Raw genomic sequence first — 19158 nt, forward strand, 5'->3', positions numbered from 1 at the left:
TCAGTCCAGACGGATGGAGGGACGCAGCCGCGCGTTCATCAGATCAATCAGCCACAGCAGGCCACCGCGCCAGAAGCCGTAAAGCCGCGCCTGGTGCGAGCGGTACAGCATGATGTGGCTGAGCATGGCCATGCGGCCACGGATCACACCGCCGTTGAACAGGCCGAACTTTCCCAACGAGCCATAGGCGTCGTAATGCGCAAGCGACACCAGGGCACCAAAGTCGCGATAGGCAAAGCCTACGGGTTTGGCCCCAGGACGCTCCAGCACATGGGGCAGGGTCTCGATCAGATAGCGGGCCTGCTGGTGGGCCACCTGGGCCGTGGGAGGCAAGGCCTCCTGCTTGCCCGGCAAGGTATAGCTGGCGCAGTCGCCCAGTGCATAGATATCAGGGTCGCTGGTCTGCATCTCGTCATTGACCAGCAGCTGATTGCTGCGCGTGGTCTGCAAACCCAGCTGCATCAGAAATTCCGGCGCCTTGACTCCGGCTGCCCAGACACGCAGGCTGGCAGGAATCAGCTCGCCATTGGCCAGCTCGAAACCTTGCTCCGTCGCACGGCTGACACGGCCGCCGACGATCACGGAAACGCCCAGGGCCTGCAGCCGCACGCGCGTGGCCTCGGAGATTTCTTCGGGAAAGCTGGGCAGCAGGCGCGAGCCTGCCTCGATCAGCACGATGCGGAACTTGGCCGCCTCGCCCAATGCTCCGTAGGCCGTGGCACTTTCTGCAAGCTGAACAAGCTCTGCCGCCAGCTCAACTCCCGTGGCACCGCCGCCCACGATGGCGACCTGCAACTGCTCGCCACTGGTCATGCAGCGCACCATGCGCAGACGGATTTCCTGGTTGAAGGCATCGGCCTTGCGACGCGAATCGATCATGAAGCAGTGCTCATGCACGCCGGGCGTACCGAAGTCGTTGGCACCGCTGCCCACCGCAATCACCAGCTTGTCATAGGCAAGACGCCGCTCCGCCACCAGCTCGCGACCATCGGGGGCATAAATAGGGGCAAGCAGAATCTCGCGTGCCTCACGGTCCAGGCCGCACATCTCGCCAGGCTGGTAGGCAAAGTCGGCATCGGTGGCCTGGGCGAGATAAGTGGTCTGCTGCTGCGCCAGATCGCGGGTGCCGGCGGCAATCGTGTGCAGCATGGGCTTCCAGACATGAGCGGAGTCGCTGTCCACCAGCGTCACCGTGTCAATGCTTTCGCTTTTGAGCTTGCCCAGGGCAGTGGCCACCTCCAGCCCCGCCACGCCACCGCCCACGACCACGATGCGGGCCGCAAGCCCATTGCGCGGAGGCTGTGGCTTTCGAGCTTGCCGGCCCTGAGATTCGATGATGGGCTGCTCGCCCTGCTCTGCTTGACTGACTGCGTTTTCCATGAACGACCCTGACTCTGCGTCTGTTGTAACCGGACGCCAGAACATCCCGAGATGTCTGGCACGCATTGATTGTTCTTCAGTTTTTATAGCAGGAAACTCAATATGGACAAGGCAAATACTGATGATATATATCTTTTATAAGACTTGAGTGACACGAATGCAAGGCCTGCTCTAAAAGCTTTCAGTTTTCTGAACAACCCTGGCTGCAAGCAATGCCAATCATGCGCAGAGCGCTATCAACTTCTTGAGCACCGTGTTATTCGGCAGGGGCCTAAAACCCCGCTCGACGAACAGCGCTTGTCAAACAGTTGCAAAACCGCTGCTTCAACCATGCAATTTGCGTTTGTCAATATACGAAACGTATACAACCCTTATGATGCTCAGCCATGGGAATCGTCAAAATTTCAGACCAGTTGCACGACCAGATTCGTGTCTCCAGTGCGGCCCTCGGCCGCTCCATCAATGCCCAGGCCGAGCACTGGCTGCGTGTAGGCCAGTTGGCCGAGCATCACCCCCAGCTCAATTACGAAGGCATTTGTGCCCTGCTGCTGCAGCAAGCCGAGCGTGAGCTGCAGCCTGCCAGCGCTCATGACCCCGACACAGTCGTGCGCCGCCCCCGTCCGGTGCGCCTGGTAGGAGGCATGCAATGAAGCGCGGCAAACAGAAAGTCGTGCCCATTCATGACGCCACAGACATCTATCTCTCGCGCAAGGCAGGTAGCCTGGCCGCCAAGGTGCTGGCCATGCTCACGCCCCATGTGCAGCCCGGCGTGAGCACCGAGGAACTGGACAAGATCTGCCACGACTACATCGTCAATGAACTGAAATGCACGCCCACCAATGTGGGCTATTACGGTTTTCCCAAGACCGTGTGCACCTCCGTCAACCATGTGGTCTGCCACGGCATCCCCAATGTCGAGCAGGTCCTCAAGGACGGCGACATCATCAATGTCGACGTCGCAGTAACCACGCCCGAAGGCTGGATCGGCGACACCAGCCGCATGTACTACGTGGGCCAGCCAAGCAATCTGGCCAGGCGCCTGGTCAACACCACCTATGAAGCCCTGGTGGCCGGCATCCGCGCCGTCAAACCCGGGGCAACTCTGGGCGATGTAGGCCATGCCATCCAGACCGTGGCCCAGCGTGAGCGCTTTTCCATCGTGCGCGAGTACTGCGGTCACGGCATCGGCAAGGTCTATCACGACGAGCCTCAGGTGCTGCACTACGGCACGCCCGGCCAGGGTCTGATGCTGCAGCCCGGCATGATCTTCACCATCGAGCCCATGCTCAACGCCGGCAAGGCCGCCACACGCGAACTGTCTGACGGCTGGACCGTGATCACCAACGACAAATCGCTGTCCGCCCAGTGGGAGCATATGGTGCTGGTGACGGAGAGCGGATTCGAGGTGCTGACGCCCTGGCCCGAGGGCACAGGCGACTACCCCGCTATCTGATAGCACCTGGCAGGCCCTGCCCGGCGCCCGTGCGCACAGCCGCCGGTTTTTGGCAACAAGGACCGCAAGCCCACCGGGGTTTTGGCACCCGCCTTGAGGCCTCCCGCTTCGACCCCACTACAGTGCCCGGAATGACAAATTACCTGTATCTGGGCCTGGCCATCATCTGCGAGGTGATTGCAACCTCCTTCCTCGCCAGGTCGGAAGGCTTCTCCAAATTCGGCCCTACCGCTGTTGCCCTGGTGGGCTATGCGATTTCGTTCTATCTGCTGTCGCTGACGCTGCGCACCGTTCCCACGGGCGTGGCTTATGCGATCTGGTCCGGCGTGGGCATCGTGCTGGTCTCGGCCGTCGCCTATTTCTGGCAGGGCCAGAAGCTCGATGCCCCCGCTCTGGCCGGCATGGCCATGATTGTGGGAGGCGTGCTGGTAATCAATCTGTTTTCAAAGACCGCCGGTCACTGATCCGCATCGCTCCCGAAGTCATCCGCTGACTGCGTCAAATCCTGCAGCCACTGCATGCTGGCACGCAGCTCCTCGGGCCGGATCTCATGGGCGCCCGGATACTCGTGATAGCTCAGCTGCAGGGGCAAGGAGGCCAGACGGTCACGCACGGCATGGGCGCTGGTCAGCGGAATCACATTGTCATAAGTGCCATGGCTGACCCAGGCCGACTTGCCCTCAAAAGCGGCAGCGGGCGCGTGCAGCGAGGCAATCTCGGGCAATAGGCGGCTGTGCCAGACCAGCGCGGCACGCAAGGTCTGGGGCTGCGTCAGCAACTGGCTCAGACTCATGATGCCGCCCTGGCTGAAGCCTCCCAGCACCACCCGCTCGGGCGGAATGTCCAGCTGCTGGGCGGCCTGCTCCACCGTCTGCTGCAGCAAGATGCGCGCCTGCTGCTCCTGCGGCACATTGATATGGCGCGTGCCATCGGCATCCACGGTGAACTGAAACCAGGCATAAGCGCCCATGCCCATGGCAAAGGGAGCGCGCAGACTGAGCACATGAAACTGCGGCGGCACATAGGGCACCAGGCCGAACAGGTCCTGCTCATTGCTGCCCACGCCATGCATGAGCACCAGCAGCCAGGCAGGCCGGCCAGCGGCAAGCTGCGCGGGCCGCTCCAGATAAGTCAAAGGCAATGTGCTCATGGACAACTCCCGAAGGCAGCACGGAATTCGATAGGGAAACAGGCTGTAGCGCCTTTGCATTCTGCGACTCCAGCTATCAAAACAATATAGCGCAGACCCGCAGCCGGCCGAGGGCGCAGCCCGTGTTCCGATGGAGCTGGCACAGGCTTTTTGATACAACTGCGCGGCCTGAGCGTGGCTTTGCCGCTACACAAGCTCAGTCATGCACCCGGCCGCGCAAGGCCTTGATGTCGGAGCGCAAGCTTTTGCCCTGCAAGCGCCTTTGCTGCGAACCCCAGGTCGGCTTGGTGGGCTTGCGCGGGCGTGGTGGCCTGGCAACCGTGGCCACCAGCGCATTGAGGCGCTGCAGCCCTTCCCACAGATTGTGTTCCTGGGTGCGGTATTTTTGTGCTTTGATGACCACCACTCCATCGGTGGTGATGCGCGAATCGCCCAGCGCCAGCAGGCGCTGCTGCACATCGGCCGGCAGACGCGAGGCTCGAACATCAAAGCGCAGATGCACGGCGCTGGCCACCTTGTTCACATTCTGGCCGCCCGGGCCTTGAGAGCGCACGGCGCTCCATTGCACATCGGCCTCGGTCAGCTCGAAGACGGCAGCATTGCTCACGACAGAACCTCCTGCAGCGCGGCGCAGAAGGCGGCCGGGTCCTCGTGCTGTACCCAATGGCCCACGCCTTGCATCACCTGCCAGTCCAGCTCCCCCAGGCACTGGCGCTGCATCAGCATTTGCAGCTCAGCCAGGCAGCCCGCATACAGAGGGTCATGCTCGCCATAAATCGCCGCCACCGGCACTTCAATACGGGTCAGAGCCCGGGCCAGCACATCGGTGCGCGACAGCCGCCTGCGCGGCAGCCGGTCACGAGCCACATTGAGCGCATGCAGCGCCAGCGTCTGCTCATCGATCAGCGTCGCGTCATGCAGCATGAGAGTCGCAATATTGTGGCGATGGGCCTGCATCTGCGCCTCCAGCCCCGGCAGATGACGCCAGCCCAGCAGGCGCACGCTGCGTCCTTCGGTCATTCCCATGCCGGGAGCACCGACCAACACCAGCTTGCGGACCAGCTCCGGATGCTCGGCGGCCAGCAGACCGGCGGTCATGCCGCCAAAGGAAAAACCGACCAGATCGCAGACCGGCCCCGCACCGGCGTTGCCCAACAGTTGCCGGATTCCATAGGCCAGAGGCTCCAGCATGGTGTCCACATCCATGCCGCCGGGCACGCCATCGGATTCGCCAAAACCCGGCAGATCGGCCAGCCACAGACGATAGCCAGCCTCGGTCAACGGCTGAATCACGTGCAACCAATGCGTCCAGCTGCCGCTGCCGCCATGCAGCAGCACCAGCGGCAAGCCGCGCTGCGCCACCCCTGGCGGGGGCTGCCAGCCATGCCAGATCATCACGCCGCTGTCGGTGGCTTCGCCAAGCCTAGTCTGCACGCGCTGCGCCGTGGCCTGCAGCCGGGCAATCGCTGCCGGTACGTCGACACCCAGCTCCTGCGAGACCTGCGCCAGGGAGCAGGCTGCTTCAACCGCCGATGTCACCACTGCGCCACCGCATCGATGGCCAGGCCGTAGCCGGCCACGCCAAAGCCGCACATCACGGCGCGCGCCGTGGCCGACAGATAGGAATGGTGTCGAAAGCTCTCGCGCGCATGGACATTGCTGATGTGAAGTTCCACCAGCGGCACGGCCGTTCCCTTGACGGCATCGAGAATCGCCACACTGGTATGGGTATAGGCTGCGGCGTTCATGATCAGGGCCTGCAACTCCCCCTTGGCGTGCAGACGGCCGGCCTCGTGAATCCAGTCCACCAGCTCTCCCTCATGGTTGCTCTGGCGGAACTCCAGCTTCAGGCCATGTCGCACGCAAGCTTGCTCGCACAGCTTCTGGACATCGGCCAGCGTGGCCGAGCCATAGATGGCGGGTTCGCGCATGCCCAGCAGATTGAGATTCGGGCCATTGAGAACATAGACGGTTTTCACGGAAGCACTCTCCTGATTTTTGAGGACTGCCCCGGATTATGCGAGCGCGGCAGCCGGCCCACAGGCATAAAAAACGGCTGCCTGGGCAGCCGTCTGTGGTGCAGAGTCTTTCAGGGCTCTGCTATCGATGCCATCAACGATAGTGATGATGGTGATGACCACGCCAGCGCGGGCCGCCGCCGTAGTAGACCGGGCCGGGCACGACCATCACGGGTGCGGGACGATACACGGGGGGCGGCGGCGCATAGTAAACCGGTGCCGGAGGCGCATAGTAGACGGGGCGTGGCGGCATATAGACTGGGGCTGGCACCACATAGGGCGCAGCGTAAACGGGAGCGCCGACACCCACGGCCACACCAGGCACGCCGATGCCGACCGACAGGCTGACGCCGCCATGAGCCTGGGCGCCTGCGGCAGCCATCAGGCCGGCCACTACGATGGAGCCAGCGGCAATCAGCTTGGCCATACGGGGGGAAGTTGTTCTGGACATCACAATCTCTCCTCTGTTTATGAGTCACCGAGGGCAGGCCTGCAAACCTGTGCAGCGCCTTCGGCCCTTGGGGATATAACGTTTCAGAGTCCCGTCAGGATGGCATGATTCCTCAAAAACATTGTGTCCAAATGCACACGAGGCAAAGCTGCAGTGTCCGCAGATCGACATGAGGTCATGGCAGCCGGCCTAAAATGGTGCAATGAGCTCTGCTGACGCCTCCAAATCCAACAACTCCGCCCCCGAAGCGGTCAAGCCCACCAACTTCCTGCGCCAGATTATCGAATCGGATCTGGACAAGGGCACTTATGCCACCCGTCACTGGGGCGGTGCGCCCGGCGATGCCCAGCATCACCAGAGCGGCCAGGTCGACGAGGCCAAGATCCGCACCCGCTTTCCGCCAGAGCCCAACGGCTATCTGCATGTGGGCCATGCCAAGTCCATCTGCCTGAACTTCGGTCTGGCACGTGACTTCGGCGGCGTCTGCCATCTGCGCTTCGACGACACCAATCCGGAGAAGGAAGATCAGGAATATGTGGACGGCATCATCGACGCCGTGCGCTGGCTGGGCTTTGACTGGAAGGATGCCGACGGGCACGAGAACCTCTATTTCGCCAGCAATTACTTCGACTTCATGTACCGCTGTGCGGTCTACCTGATCGAGCAAGGTCTGGCCTATGTGGATGAGCAATCGGCCGACGAGATGAAGGCCAACCGCGGCGACTTCACCCGTCCCGGCGTGAACAGCCCCTTCCGCGACCGCTCCGTGGCCGAAAACCTGCAGCGCTTTGCCGACATGAAGGACGGCAAGCTCGCCGATGGCGCCGCCGTGCTGCGCGCCAAGATCGACATGGCCGCGCCCAATATCAATCTGCGCGACCCCGCCATCTATCGCGTGCGCCATGCCGAGCACCACAACACAGGCAATCAGTGGTGCATCTACCCGATGTATACCTTTGCGCACCCCATCGAGGATGCCTACGAGCACATCACCCACTCCATCTGCACGCTGGAGTTCGAGGATCAGCGCCCCTTCTATGACTGGCTGCTGAACCACCTGCGCGAAGGCGGTCTGATCGACGCCCCCCAGCCCCGTCAGTACGAGTTCTCGCGTCTGAACCTCACCTATGTGATCACCAGCAAGCGCAAGCTCAAGCATCTTGTGGACAACCAGTTTGTCACCGGCTGGGACGACCCGCGCATGCCCACCGTGGTCGGCCTGCGCCGACGCGGCTACACGCCGGCGTCCATCCGCAACTTCTGCGAACGCATCGGCGTGACCAAGGACTACGCCTGGATCGACTACGGCACGCTGGACGGCTGCCTGCGTGAAGATCTGGAAAACAAGGCACACCGCGCCATGGTCGTGCTGGACCCGGTCAAGCTCGAACTCAGCAACTGGGCCGAAGTGTTTGGCAGCGCCGAGCATCTGGAGGACTGCCACCTGCCGGCCCTGCCCCACGCGGCAGAAGGTGAAACCGTGCCGGAGCGCCGTTTCACTCTGGGCCGCGAAGTGTGGATCGAGCGCGAAGACTTTGCCGAAGTGCCGCCCAAGGGCTACAAGCGCCTTTTCCCCGGCAACAAGGTCCGCCTCAAGGGCGGCTATGTGATCGAATGCACGGGCGCCGAAAAAGACGCCGATGGCAATGTGACCAAGGTGCTGGCCACCGTGGTGCCCGACACCAAGAGCGGCACACCCGGAGCCGACAGCGTCAAGGTCAAGGCCGCCATCACCTGGGTGGGCGTGGCCGACGGCCTGCAGGCCGAAGTGCGCATGTACGACCGTCTGTTCACCGACCCGCAGCCCGATGCAGGCGGCAAGGATTTCCTGAGCCTGCTGAACCCCGACAGCCTGAAGGTCGTCACCGCCTATGTGGAGCCTTCGCTCAAGGCGGCCCTGGCTGACGACAAGTTCCAGTTCGAGCGTTTTGGCTACTTTGTGGCCGACCGCAAGGATCACCGGAGCGACAAGCCCGTGTTCAACAAGATCACCGGACTCAAGGACAGTTGGGGCAAGTAAACACTCCAGCCAGTTTCAGCAAGGCTGCCAGGATTCACTGGCAGCCTTTTTTTATGCGCAAACCGCTGCAGCATTTATCCCGAGATCAGCTATTCGGCTCTCCGATCGGAAAATGGATAGCGCCCCATGAATATTGGTTACATATTGAAATAAATACCGCAGGTATTGATTTTCAATACTCGATAAACATTTGCATAAAATGTTCTGGAATTCAGAGCATTTCATTATTTTCTTTCTAGAATCCTGCTCACCACAACATTACCAATCCGCAATTCATTCGCGGATTTTTTATTTTCATCAAAGGTCAAGAATGAACAGAAAAGCAGGAGCAGGCATTGCAGCTGCCATCGCCGTGATCGTGGCTGGAACACTGGGCACAAGCTATTACATGGGCGGCAAGCTGCAGCAGAGCTTTACCGAAGGCCTGGACAAGTGGAGCGAGCATGGCGTGAAGATTCAGGTCACCAGCTATGACCGCGGTGCTTTTTCTTCCACGGCCAAAACGGTCTGGACGCTGGACAGCGGCGATGAGCCCGTCCAGTTCACCGCCGAGCACAAGATCAGCCATGGTCCGCTGCCCCTGGGCCATGCCGCCGAAATTCACACCAGCTTCAATCTGCCCGAGAATGCAGACCCGGAGCTGAAAACCGCACTCAATGGCCGCTCTCCGCTGGAAGTCGACACCAAGGTCGGCTGGGGCCGCAGCAGCTCCAACGTCATGACATCGCCGGCCGTGAGCAGCAAGATCAAGGACAGCGAAATGACCTGGGGCGGCATGAAGATCGTCTGGGACATGCCCGCCGACATGAAGGCCGCCAAGGGCACTGGCAGCTTTGCCGGCCTGCAGTTCAAGGACGAGGAAGGCAGCGTGACGCTGGACAAGGCCGATATGCGCTTCGACATGAAGCAGCCCTCGGGCCAGCAGTTCTGGACCGGCCCGTTTGCCATGACGATTGGCAAGATTGCCGCCACCAAGCAGGAAGAGGAAGGCAAGAGCTCTGCCAGCCACTTCGAAGGCATCACCATGGATTCGGACACCATCCTCAAAGGCGAGGTGGTGGAAATGACGCTCAAGACCGGCATCAAGACCGCCAAACTCGAAGACAAACAGGCTGATGACCTGGTGCTGGAGATGGCGTTCAACAATGTCGATGCCAACTGGATCAACCAGGTTGTGGAAATGAGCAAGCGCAAGAACCCGCTGCTCGGTGCCTCTGGCGAAGCCGGGGACGATGAAGACGCTGACGAACAGCAAAGCGGCGATCTGCGCGAAAAAATGCTCAAGTCACTGACACAGGCGCTGGCACGACAGCCCGTGATCGAACTCAAACGCCTGTCCATGCGCACCCCTGACGGCGTGAGCGAGTTCGCGGCAGCCGTTCAGTATCTGGGCGATGGCGAGAAGATGGGCACTCTGCTGCAGGACTTGAAGGTCAGCCTCAAGGCCGATATGCCCAAGCCCTTCATGGAAAACATGATACTCGCGCGCAGGCGCTCCAGCCTGCAGGCCGTGTTTGAAGGCGAGAGCGAGTACAAGCCCGAAGATATCGAGGGAGCCGCCAAAGCCCAGACTCAAGCAAGCCTGGAAATGCTCAAGGAGCAAGGCATCTTCGAAGACAAGGATGGCAAGATGCGTACCGAGATCGTCTATGCCAAGGGTGAATTCCTGGTCAACGGCAAGCCGCTGGATGCCATGGGCACGAGCACACTCATGGGCACCATGGCCGAATGATGTGACCCAAATCCGGGAGGCGGGCTGCTTCGCGGATAGCTCCAAGGCCTGCCTCGTGCAGGCCTTTTTCATGGGGGAATAGCGCCCCAGCCGCAGCGACTCAGACGAGAAGTCACCCCCTTGCACTTCTTGTCGTAAATTTTCACTATTTTTGGCATTAAAGCATTACTCACACTACGATAAAAGCTATCAAAATTCATAAGACCCTCTTGGAGCATGGACTGCAGCCACACGCCTTATTTGCTTACAACACACTGTCAACAACGGCTCAACACTGGCGTTAAAACAGCATCCGCCAAAGCTCCGTGATCCGCACGGCGCGGCGCAAGGAACGTCAGATGTCGCATTTCTCCCGGACCCGGCCCGAGCAGCCGGAACTGCAGCCACACATGCTCCCCCGCTACTGGCACCCGGGCATGATTGCCCTGGCCGCTGCCATGGCGTTGAGTGCCTGCAACGACAAGGATTCGCCGATCAAGACGGACAGCACACCGCCAGCCTTGGCACCAGCCGCCACGCCCGATGCCGCCCAGCCTCAGCCCGCAGCCTATGTGCCACCCGATGCAGACGCGCTCTACCGGATGGTGGCACCGATTGCGCTGTACCCGGACAAGCTGGTGGCCCAGATCCTGGCCGGTGCCACCTATCCAGACCAGATCAGCGCCGCCGAAACCTGGCTGGGGCAAAACCCCGGCCTGCAGAGGACGGCGCTGAGCAATGCCGTCAACGCCCAGAACTGGGACCCGTCGGTCAAATCTTTGACCCAGTTTCCCAATGTGCTGGAACAGATGGCCTCCAATCTGCCCTGGACCACGGCGCTGGGCAAGGCCTATTACAACGCTCCCTCGGATGTGATGAACGCCATACAGGTCATGCGCAATCGGGCCTACAAGGCCGGCACGCTCAAGACCTCCGGTCAGCTCAAGGTCAACCTGGCCTCCACGCCAGCCGCCGTGGCCTATACGCCTGGAGCCGTAGTCACACCGCTGCCCGAGCCGGTCATAGAGCCACCGGAGCAGTTCATTGAAATTAGCCCTTCCCAGGTGGATACGGTCTACGTTCCCCAGTACAACCCGGCTGCGGTCTACGGTCAGCCGCTGCCCGTATATGGCGGCTACCGCTATGTGGAGGTGCCGCCTCCGGCTCCCGTGGCCGGCGTGCCCGTGATGGCCGGCCTGCTGGGCTTCGGTGCCGCTATCGTGCTGGCCGAGTCCAGGGACAGGCATCCGTCCTGGGGCTGGAATGCCTGGAATATGCGCTGGGGCGATCCCGAAAGGCCCTGGCGTCACGGCGAGCGTCCCCCGCCCCCGCAGGCCCGTCCGGCCGTGGTCTACAACAACACCACCTATATATCGCAGTCGCGAACCGTGGTGCAGAACATCCACCGCACGGACAACACCTACATCAACAACATCCATGAAAATGCCGCAGGCGAGCGACGGGGGCCAAGCGGGCAGCCTCAGGCTGCAGGCGTCTTTGCTGCGCCGGGCACGATGGCGGCGGGCGCAGCCGCGAGCGCTGCCGTCGGTGCCGCCGCCGTGGCAGCCAGTGGCCATGCCCTGAACCAGCGCCAGCCAGCACCGAGTCCCCTGGCGACACAGCCGCAGGGGCTGCCGGACTTTGCCCAGGGGAGCAACCGGGCTCCGGGCCTGCCGCGCGCGCCCAATGGTCATGCCCTTCTGCAGCCGCAAGACCCGCATGATCGCTCCAGCAGCCCCGGGGCCCATCCACCGCAGACACCGCAGACACCGCAGATGCAGGCCGCCATGACGGAGAAGACCTTGCAGCCACGCGCGCAGGAGCCAATCCAGCGCCAGCAAGCAATGCAGCAGCAGATGCAACAGCGGCACACCCAGTTGCAACAGATGCAACAACAGCACGCCCAGGAGCTGGCCCAGCGCCAGCAGCCAATCCCGAAGGCCCGCGAACAACAGGAGCGCCAGCAGCAGACCCAGATGCAGCAGCAACAGCAACAGCAGCGCGCCCAGGAGCAGGCCCAACGCCAGCAGCAAATGCAGCAGCAAGTTCGTGAACAGCAAGAGCATCGGCAGCAAGCCCAAATGCAGCAGATGCAACAGCAGCTGGCCCAGGAGCAGGCCCAGCGCCAACAGCAAATGCAGCAAGAGCGCCAGCAGCAAGAGCATCGGCAGCAAGCCCAAATGCAGCAGATGCAACAGCAGCGGGCCCAGGAGCAGGCCCAACGTCAGCAGCAAATGCAGCAGCAAGTTCGTGAACAGCAAGAGCATCGGCAGCAAGCCCAGATGCAGCAGATGCAACAGCAACGCACCCAGGAGCAGGCCCAACGCCAGCAGCAAATGCAGCAGCAAGTTCGTGAACAGCAAGAGCATCGGCAGCAAGCCCAAATGCAGCAGATGCAACAGCAGCTGGCCCAGGAGCAGGCCCAGCGCCAACAGCAAATGCAGCAAGAGCGCCAGCAGCAAGAGCATCGGCAGCAAGCCCAAATGCAGCAGATGCAACAGCAGCGGGCCCAGGAGCAGGCCCAGCGCCAACAGCAAATGCAGCAAGAGCGCCAGCAGCAAGAGCATCGGCAGCAAGCCCAAATGCAGCAGATGCAACAGCAGCGGGCCCAGGAGCAGGCCCAACGTCAGCAGCAAATGCAGCAGCAAGTTCGTGAACAGCAAGAGCATCGGCAGCAAGCCCAGATGCAGCAGATGCAACAGCAACGCACCCAGGAGCAGGCCCAACGCCAGCAGCAAATGCAGCAGCAAGTTCGTGAACAGCAAGAGCATCGGCAGCAAGCCCAAATGCAGCAGATGCAACAGCAGCGCGCCCAGGAGCAGGCCCAACGCCAGCAGCAGGCCCAGATGCAGGCTCAACATCACCAGGCCGAGCAGCAGGCCCGCATGCAGGCAGCGCGCGCCGAGGGCCGCACGCGCGGGGACCGCGAGCACCGCTGAAACGCCGCTGGTCCTCATGCCAGGCCGCCTGTCACGCAGGCGGCTTGTGAGCGCGCGGCCTGCGCGGCTGTATAAACAAGGCCACGCGTTTTTGCGCCACTCACTGCAGCAGGTCTTCATGTACAACCCCAGCCATTTCAAGGTCAACGACCCCACCACCGTGCATGCACTGATCCAGGCTCACCCGCTGGGTTGCCTGGTCACCCAGTCCGACGCGGGACTGGATGCCAATCACCTGCCTTTCGAGTTGCTGCAAGACGAGGATGGCTTGCTGCGCCTGATCGCCCACGTGGCGCGCGCCAATCCTGTGTGGCAGCAGATCCGGGAAGATAGCTCCGTGCTGGTGATCTTCCGTGCCGAGCAGGCCTATATCTCTCCCAGCTGGTATCCCAGCAAGCACGAGAACCATGAGCAGGTACCGACCTGGAACTACCGTGTGGTCCATGCCCATGGCCGCATCAGCGTTCGCGACGATGAAAAGTTCGTGCGCGGCGTGGTGGGCCGGCTCACCCGCCGCCATGAGGCCAGCAACAATGCCCAGGCCCCATGGAAGATGAGCGACGCTCCGCCCGACTATCTGCAGCGCATGCTCGACGCCATCGTGGGTCTGGAGATTACCGTCGACCGCCTGGAAGCCAAGTTCAAGCTGAGCCAGAACAAGCAGCAACGCGACCGGCTCGGTGCGGTCCAGGCCCTTGAGCAGCTGGGACAGCTGGATCTGGCCCGGAGCATGCGCCAGCCCTGATCACCGCAACCTGTCTTCAAGGCATAGGCAGCGCAAAGCTCCCATCCCTGTATCGCCTTTAGCTCCGCTATCGATAGCAATACAGCACAATGCCTGCACAACCCGATAAGCACCATGCCAACCGAAAAACTCACCAGCCTTTCTCTCCCGCCCGAACGCCGTCGTCTGCTGCAATGGATGGCGCAAACGGCGCTGTTTTCCGCAGCCCCGGCCTGGGCTGCACGCAGCGCCAGCTCGGACAGCGCGCTCTGGCCGCAGGACAGCAGGGTTCCTGGCGGCGTCGCACGCCTGTCGCTGGGCCCGGCTTCCGCACGTCCCCAGGTCACGGCCGCAGAGGCCGAGGTTCTGGTGGTGGGCGACATGATCGAATGGACCGCACTCGTGGGCATACCGCTGGCCGCCACACCAGGTGAGCAAAGCGTTGGCGTGAAGGCCGACGGCCGTTTGCGCACCATGAGCTATACGGTGCGCGACAAACAGTATGTGGAGCAACGCCTCAAAGTCTCGCCCAAGACGGTGGATCTGTCTGCCGAAGACAATGCCCGTTATGAACGCGAGGCCGCCCACCTGAAGAGCGTGATGGCCACCTTCACCGAGCCGCCGCCTTCCGGCAGCCTGCACATGCGCGTGCCGGTGCCGGGTCGCCGCTCCAGCAGCTTCGGCCTGCGCCGTGTCTTCAACGGACAGTCGCGCAATCCGCACAGCGGCATGGACATCGCCGCCCCTACGGGCACGCCGGTGCGTGCACCGCTGCCCGGCAAGGTGATTGATGTGGGCGACTATTTCTTCAACGGCGGCACAGTCTGGCTGGACCATGGCGGCGGCCTGCTCACCATGTACTGCCACCTGAGCCAGGTGGACTGCAAGCCGGGCGACCAGTTGCAGACGGGCGATGCGTTTTGCAAGGTCGGAGCCACCGGCCGCGTGACCGGACCCCACCTGCACTGGAGCGTGATGCTGAACCGCGCCATGGTGGACCCGGCGCTGTTCATCTGAACATCTGAACGGATCTCGCCGACAAAAAAGCGGCTTCGCGAGCCGCTTTTTAGTTCTTGCCACCAGATCAGAATCACAAGCGCCCGACCTACCAAGCGCTACAGACCGGTTTGCTCGAAACTATGGTGCATCCTGATCCTGCTTCAGATAGTTCTCCACCAGCTCGAAAAAACTGTCGTAGAAGCTGCGTTTGGAAATGGTCTCGCTGCCTACCTTGACCAGCGAATCGTTGCTGGAAGAAAACGGCAGCGACAGCGACCCCAGAGCGCTCACGCCCACGCTGGCCGAGGTTGCGCTTTTCTTGAGCGAATAGCGATCCTGCAGCGCTGTCGCAAAACCCAGACTGACCAGGCCGTCGCTGGTCTGCGGCACGCAGACCACACGGAAATTGATTTCCAGATTGGTCTCCGTATTGGGCTGGAAGTTCTTGCGCCCTTCTATCAGCTCCTGCGTCCTGGCCGTGGCGATATAACCCTGGCTCAACAAGGCGCGACGCGCGGCCTCGCAAGTCTGTGCCGGTGTCGCATCAAAGCCGCGGGAAAACGTGGAACTGGAGTCGAAAGTCTCCTGTACCGGCATATGCTGAGGTGCAGTTGCCGAGCATGCCCCCAGCAAACCTGCCAATATGCCCACAGAACCCAGCCGCCCCCAATTCAGCCCAAACAAAGCAACACCACCTAAGCGCACAGAAACTCCTTGATGCCTGGGCCATAGTTTCTGCATAGCCCGAACCTTTGAAGCGTAGCAGCTTGGCGAAGACTAATTTGACGAAGCGCTGTCTAGACGTACGGATTTTTTCGATCTTTACAGGGGCTTCACGCCCGAGCGGCACATCTGATTTCTCCGCCCGTCCGCGTGCAGCATTTGTTGACACTCTGAGGTTGTCGAAGCGCAAAACAAAAGCAACGTTGGGTTAAGGTCAGATAAAACCCGCAGGGAACTGATATGGTCAACAGAGACTCTGTTTCTGCTGACACGGTTTGCCGTATTCCTCTATTTCACCTTAAGGAAACCCTATGAAATTTCGCTGGACCTGGTGCCTTCCCCTTGTTGCTTCCATGACGCTTGCCGCCTGCGGTACGACAGGCGGCGGCGGTGCAAGCAAGCCCGGCCCTACAGGCCCCGCAGGCGATGCCGCGTCGCTGACTGCCTACCACTGGAAATTGCAAGAGGCCTTCACGCCAGCTGGCAATGAGGACCAGAGCTGGTTTCTGAGCTCCAGCCAGGCACCTATCGAGCTGGACTTCGTGGACCAGCGCGTCGTTGTCAAGAATCTGTGCAACGTCATCTCGTCGGCTTACACCGTTGAAGGCCAGCGCATCAATCTGCAGCGCGGCATGAGCACCCTGCGTGCCTGCAATGACAACCAGCTGATGATGCTGGAGCAGAAGGTTGCACGCATTCTGCCTACGGCCAAGCAGTGGAACGTGCAGCTCGGCGGCTCCACTACTGAGCAGCCTCGCCTGACGCTGCAGTTCATTGATGGCACGCGCTGGCAGCTCAACGGCAAGCCCACCGCCCAGACCCAGTATGGCAGCGCACCCGAGCGCATCTTTCTGGAAGTGGCCCCCGAGCGCAAGGCCTGCAGCCACGGCGTGATCAAGGACTACCAATGCCTGCAGGTGCGTGAAATTCGCTATGGCGACAACGGCGTCAAGACCTATACCGGCCAGTGGGAAAACTTCTACAGCGAGATCGAAGGCTACAAGCATGAAGCCGGCGTGAGCAATGTGCTGCGCATCAACCGCTTCAAGCGCCAGAACGTGCCCGCTGACGCATCGAGCTATGTCTATGTGCTGGACATGGTGGTGTCTTCGGCCATTGCCGACAAGCGTAAATAAGCAAGAACTCTGGCACCGAAAAGCCGGCCATGGTGCCGGCTTTTTTGCATTCTCATGCGCCGATGTTTCACGCCCCACGCGCATCCGTCACGGTTTGCTGCCGGATGCGATTTCCGTTTGACCATAGCCACTTAGAGAGCATTGCCTGCACGCAACCGCTCGGCAAGCACGATGGCAGGTTATGCCCAGCGACTGTGGAGCCGCCTGTGGACAAACCTCGGGAAAACGGGGCAAAGCCGCACTGGTGTTAGCTTTGGCCGCAGCGATCAAAAAATACGCAGCGTCCGGCGGGTCTTTGATGTTTCACGGACAAAAAACCGACATCGTTCGGATGTCGGCAAGAGAGGAAGACACTGACCTCTCACACACTCTTTGCACTGACCCCTGCCCCCGCTGCATGCGGGGCAGGAGCCGACAGATTCAACGCAGGCGGAAGCGGCCTTCGACAAACATGGAGGAACGATGACCGGTTTCGCACTGGTTGTCGGCATAGGACCAGAAGGCCTGCACAGTGCCTTTGGCCGAATCGATGACCTGGCTGACCGTGAAGCCGGTTTTCTCGATCCAGTTCAAAAAATGCAGGTGGTCGCTCAGTTGCAGATAGCTGAGGTTCTCGCAGCCCTCGGAGATATGTCCCTGCGAGTCCACCACGCGCCAGCGCATCTGCCCGCTGGCGGTGTAACGGACATGGGCCTGACTGTCCGGGAATTCAATGACTGCTTCGCGGCCCAGAAGAGTTCCTGCGTATTGCATCGAAAGCATGGACATGATGTCACTCCTTGAGAGAAAGCTTCGCTATTCATAAAGCCAAGCCGTTTGCGTGAAGCTATGATGAATCCGCGCCGTTTTTTTGCGTGTGGGAAAGTGACTCATGCCTTCGTCGGTAAACATTTTTTGACAAACAAGGCTTCTCTCCTGCACGGCTTGACGGCCAATCCGCAGCCTGCTTGCCGGATACGAACTGCAGCAGAAGTGAATGCTCATGGCGGCCACAAGTTGTGCAAAAAACAAGACGATCGCGCATACTCGGCCCTCTGACCTTTCAGGTCGCCGAGGCAGGAAGCCAGCCCAAGCCTTCCCCAGCCTCCCCGGCCGCATTCACGGATCTCACCTTGTCCAGCCCCGTCCCACCCAGCGCCCCCCAGGCATCCACCGTTGCGCCGTTGCGCGACCCCGCTTTTGTCAATTTCGTGCTGGCACGCATGCTGGCCATGTTTGCCCAGCAGATGCAGGCCGTGGTGGTGGCCTGGCAGGTGTACGACATCACACGCGAGCCGCTGTCTCTGGCCTATGTGGGGCTGGCGCAATTCCTGCCCATGGCAGGCCTGCTGATTCCCGCCGGTGATCTCAGCGACCGCATGAGCCGCAAACGCCTGCTCGGCATCAGCTGGCTGGTGGCCGCGGTGTGCTCGGGACTGCTGTGGCTGCTGGCCGAGAGCGGAGCGCACGATGTGCACTGGATCTACGCCGTGCTGGTGCTGTTTGGCTGCAGCCGGGCGTTCAGCGGACCGGCGCTGCAAAGCCTGCTGCCGCAGATCGTTGCCCGCGAGCAGCTGGCCAAGGCCCTGGCCACCAACAGCATGCTGATGCGCATCTCGGCGATTGCCGCTCCCGTGCTGGGCGGCCTGCTCTATGCACTCGGTGGCGGCGTGCTGACCTATGCGGTCTGCGGCATCGCCCTGATTCTGGGCGCGGTCCTGCTGGGCCAGGTCCCCGTGCGCTTTGCCAGCCCCAAGATCGGCATCGACGGGCAAACCACCATGTGGCAGCGTTTTGCCGAAGGTCTGCATTTCATGCGCACCCGCCCCATCATCCTGGGCACCATCTCGCTCGATCTGTTTGCCGTGCTGCTGGGCGGCGTTGTGGCCCTGCTGCCCGTCTATGCGCATGAAGTGCTTCAGGTAGGTCCGCAGGGCCTGGGCCTGCTGCGCTCCTCCATGGCCGCGGGCGAGGTCTGCATGGGCCTGTGGCTAGCCTCGCGCCCCATCAACCGCCGCGTGGGCAAGGTGATGTTTGCGGCCGTGGCCGTGTTCGGGCTGGCCAACCTGGTGTTTGCGCTCTCGCACTGGTTTGTGCTGTCCATGCTGGCCTTGGCCGTGGCCGGTGCAGCCGATATGGTCAGCGTCTATATCCGAGGCGCACTGGTGCAGTTTTCCACACCCGACCATATGCGCGGCCGCGTGAATGCAGTGAACATGCTGTTCATCGGCTCCTCCAACGAACTCGGCGAGTTCCGCGCGGGCAGTAGTGCCTCCTGGTTCGGCGCGGTTCCCGCCGCCATTCTGGGCAGCCTGTGCACGCTGGGCGTGGTGGGCGGCTGGATGACGCTGTTCAAGCCACTGCGCGATGTGGACAGGCTAGAGGATGCCGCACGCGTGAGCGGTGTCGCCGACCCCGCAGCCACTTGAGCATGCCTGCCTGACGATTCATCGATCGGCGCTGCAGCCTGTTCCC

18 protein-coding genes are annotated in these 19158 nt (G+C 61.5%); 10 read left to right on the plus strand and 8 right to left on the minus strand.

Annotated features, from left to right (window positions below; translation table 11 throughout):
• Window positions 1–1380 (minus strand): NAD(P)/FAD-dependent oxidoreductase, encoded by a 1380-nt coding sequence (locus tag P353_RS26740; RefSeq protein WP_034376411.1) that lies wholly within the window; start codon window positions 1378–1380, stop codon window positions 1–3.
• Window positions 1381–1766: 386 nt separating this feature from the next.
• Here P353_RS26740 and P353_RS26745 point away from each other — a divergent pair, with 386 nt between their 5' ends.
• The 3 genes from P353_RS26745 to P353_RS26755 all read left to right on the plus strand — a co-directional run bounded on the left by P353_RS26745 (window position 1767) and on the right by P353_RS26755 (window position 3297).
• Complete coding sequence (locus P353_RS26745) at window positions 1767–2030, plus strand: ParD-like family protein (protein ID WP_034376413.1); 264 nt, start codon at window positions 1767–1769, stop codon at window positions 2028–2030.
• Window positions 2027–2833 carry a type I methionyl aminopeptidase gene (gene map / locus P353_RS26750; RefSeq protein ID WP_034376417.1) on the plus strand — a complete coding sequence of 269 codons (807 nt, stop codon included), beginning with the start codon at window positions 2027–2029 and terminating at the stop codon, window positions 2831–2833. Before P353_RS26745 ends, map begins: the two co-directional genes overlap by 4 nt.
• 131 nt (window positions 2834–2964) lie before the next feature.
• The gene (locus P353_RS26755; RefSeq protein WP_034376419.1) at window positions 2965–3297 is read left to right on the plus strand and encodes a DMT family transporter; all 333 of its coding nucleotides are present in this window, start codon (window positions 2965–2967) and stop codon (window positions 3295–3297) included.
• Here P353_RS26755 and P353_RS26760 read toward each other — a convergent pair.
• The 5 genes from P353_RS26760 to P353_RS26780 all read right to left on the minus strand — a co-directional run bounded on the left by P353_RS26760 (window position 3291) and on the right by P353_RS26780 (window position 6428).
• Complete coding sequence (locus tag P353_RS26760) at window positions 3291–3983, minus strand: alpha/beta hydrolase (RefSeq protein ID WP_034376422.1); 693 nt, start codon at window positions 3981–3983, stop codon at window positions 3291–3293. The two genes, P353_RS26755 and P353_RS26760, sit on opposite strands and share 7 nt — an antisense overlap.
• 196 nt (window positions 3984–4179) lie before the next feature.
• Window positions 4180–4590: an alternative ribosome rescue aminoacyl-tRNA hydrolase ArfB gene (gene arfB / locus P353_RS26765; protein ID WP_034376423.1), complete on the minus strand. Its 411-nt coding sequence runs from the start codon at window positions 4588–4590 to the stop codon at window positions 4180–4182.
• Window positions 4587–5525, minus strand: a complete 939-nt coding sequence (locus P353_RS26770; protein WP_034376425.1) for an alpha/beta fold hydrolase — start codon at window positions 5523–5525, stop codon at window positions 4587–4589. The genes arfB and P353_RS26770 overlap by 4 nt, the downstream gene beginning before the upstream one ends.
• Entirely contained in the window at window positions 5519–5962 is a 444-nt protein-coding gene (gene aroQ, locus P353_RS26775; RefSeq protein WP_003077599.1) for a type II 3-dehydroquinate dehydratase, read from the minus strand. The genes P353_RS26770 and aroQ overlap by 7 nt, the downstream gene beginning before the upstream one ends.
• Window positions 5963–6095: 133 nt before the next feature.
• Entirely contained in the window at window positions 6096–6428 is a 333-nt protein-coding gene (locus P353_RS26780; protein WP_034376428.1) for a hypothetical protein, read from the minus strand.
• Between the two features lie 226 nt (window positions 6429–6654).
• Between P353_RS26780 and P353_RS26785 the strand changes: the two genes are divergently transcribed.
• From P353_RS26785 to P353_RS26805, 5 genes are all read left to right on the plus strand, one after another.
• Window positions 6655–8472 (plus strand): glutamine--tRNA ligase/YqeY domain fusion protein, encoded by a 1818-nt coding sequence (locus P353_RS26785; protein ID WP_034376431.1) that lies wholly within the window; start codon window positions 6655–6657, stop codon window positions 8470–8472.
• 310 nt (window positions 8473–8782) lie between these two features.
• Complete coding sequence (locus P353_RS26790) at window positions 8783–10204, plus strand: YdgA family protein (RefSeq protein WP_034376434.1); 1422 nt, start codon at window positions 8783–8785, stop codon at window positions 10202–10204.
• A 338-nt stretch (window positions 10205–10542) separates the two neighbouring features.
• On the plus strand, window positions 10543–13122 hold the full coding sequence (locus P353_RS26795) for a DUF3300 domain-containing protein (protein ID WP_232776949.1): 2580 nt from the start codon (window positions 10543–10545) through the stop codon (window positions 13120–13122).
• A gap of 118 nt (window positions 13123–13240) precedes the next feature.
• Window positions 13241–13867, plus strand: coding sequence for an FMN-binding negative transcriptional regulator (locus P353_RS26800; protein WP_034376435.1), 627 nt, complete (start codon window positions 13241–13243; stop codon window positions 13865–13867).
• Between the two features lie 114 nt (window positions 13868–13981).
• Window positions 13982–14863: a M23 family metallopeptidase gene (locus P353_RS26805; protein ID WP_034376437.1), complete on the plus strand. Its 882-nt coding sequence runs from the start codon at window positions 13982–13984 to the stop codon at window positions 14861–14863.
• A gap of 120 nt (window positions 14864–14983) precedes the next feature.
• On the opposite strand, the gene P353_RS26810 is transcribed toward P353_RS26805, so the two are convergent.
• Window positions 14984–15442 carry a DUF2242 domain-containing protein gene (locus P353_RS26810; protein WP_003063876.1) on the minus strand — a complete coding sequence of 153 codons (459 nt, stop codon included), beginning with the start codon at window positions 15440–15442 and terminating at the stop codon, window positions 14984–14986.
• A 437-nt stretch (window positions 15443–15879) separates the two neighbouring features.
• Here P353_RS26810 and P353_RS26815 point away from each other — a divergent pair, with 437 nt between their 5' ends.
• Window positions 15880–16704 (plus strand): META and DUF4377 domain-containing protein, encoded by an 825-nt coding sequence (locus P353_RS26815; RefSeq protein WP_034376439.1) that lies wholly within the window; start codon window positions 15880–15882, stop codon window positions 16702–16704.
• Window positions 16705–17124: 420 nt separating this feature from the next.
• Here P353_RS26815 and P353_RS26820 read toward each other — a convergent pair whose 3' ends face one another.
• Window positions 17125–17472 (minus strand): MoaF-related domain-containing protein, encoded by a 348-nt coding sequence (locus tag P353_RS26820; protein WP_034376442.1) that lies wholly within the window; start codon window positions 17470–17472, stop codon window positions 17125–17127.
• Between the two features lie 344 nt (window positions 17473–17816).
• On the opposite strand from P353_RS26820, the gene P353_RS26825 reads away from it, so the two are divergent.
• Window positions 17817–19112 (plus strand): MFS transporter, encoded by a 1296-nt coding sequence (locus tag P353_RS26825; protein ID WP_034376443.1) that lies wholly within the window; start codon window positions 17817–17819, stop codon window positions 19110–19112.
• Window positions 19113–19158 lie beyond the last annotated feature (46 nt).

Source organism: Comamonas testosteroni, assembly GCF_000761245.1.
GTDB classification, from domain to species: Bacteria; Pseudomonadota; Gammaproteobacteria; order Burkholderiales; family Burkholderiaceae_C; genus Comamonas; species Comamonas testosteroni_C.